1 protein-coding gene is annotated in these 770 nt (G+C 67.8%); it reads right to left on the minus strand.

Annotation, left to right across the window (positions count from 1 at the left end):
- Positions 1 to 138: 138 nt before the first annotated feature.
- Complete coding sequence (locus tag A5728_RS13140) at positions 139 to 732, minus strand: recombinase family protein (RefSeq protein WP_035964321.1); 594 nt, start codon at positions 730 to 732, stop codon at positions 139 to 141.
- Positions 733 to 770: the final 38 nt, after the last annotated feature.

The raw sequence follows: 770 nt of genomic DNA on the forward strand, positions 1-770 counted from the left end.
GAACCCCAAGCGGGCCCGGATGCGCCCGTGCGGTGCGCCCGCATCCAGGCCGGGTTGTCATGCCCGTTTACCCCGTGCGATGAAAAGCCCGCACAGGTGCGGTCATACGCACCACGGCGCCCACATGTACTGACGGATTCAGATGGTGGTCGCTTGCGGGAGCTCCCGCATCCGCCGGTACAGGGTGGCCCGGGACATGCCGAGATCGCGGGCGACCTGGGTGGCCGGCTCCCCAGACTCGATCAGCCGCAGCGCGTTGCGGATCTGGGAGTCAGTGAAGGTCTGGCGGCGCCCGCCGAGGTCCTTGCCGGCGGCCCGGCGCTTGGCCACCGAGTCGGTGATCCGCTCCCGCTTGATCTCCAACTCCATCTGCGCCAGGGCGGCCATGACTGTGAAGACCATGGACCCCATCGGGGTGGCCGTGTCCACGTCTCCCCCACCCAGGTTCAGCACCCGCAGCCCGGCCCCTCTCCCCCGCAGCGCCTCGGCGAAGGCCAGCATGTTCTGCGTCGACCGCCCCAGACGGTCCAGTGTCGTGATGACCAGCGTGTCGCCCGGCTCGAGGGCGGCCACCGCCTTGTCGAAGGCGGGACGGGACGCACGGCTTCCAGACACTCCACTGTCGACGTACGCGTCATCACGTCGAACGCCGGCATTCAGAAGGTCAGACACTTGGCGGTCTGCGTCTTGCTGCCGTGTCGACACCCGGGCGTAGCCGATCAACTTCCCCATGTCCACCCCATCTGTCTCGCAACCAACGTTGAGTATCC

Origin of the sequence: Kocuria sp. ICS0012 (assembly GCF_001665945.1) — a bacterium.
GTDB lineage: Bacteria > Actinomycetota > Actinomycetes > Actinomycetales > Micrococcaceae > Kocuria > Kocuria marina.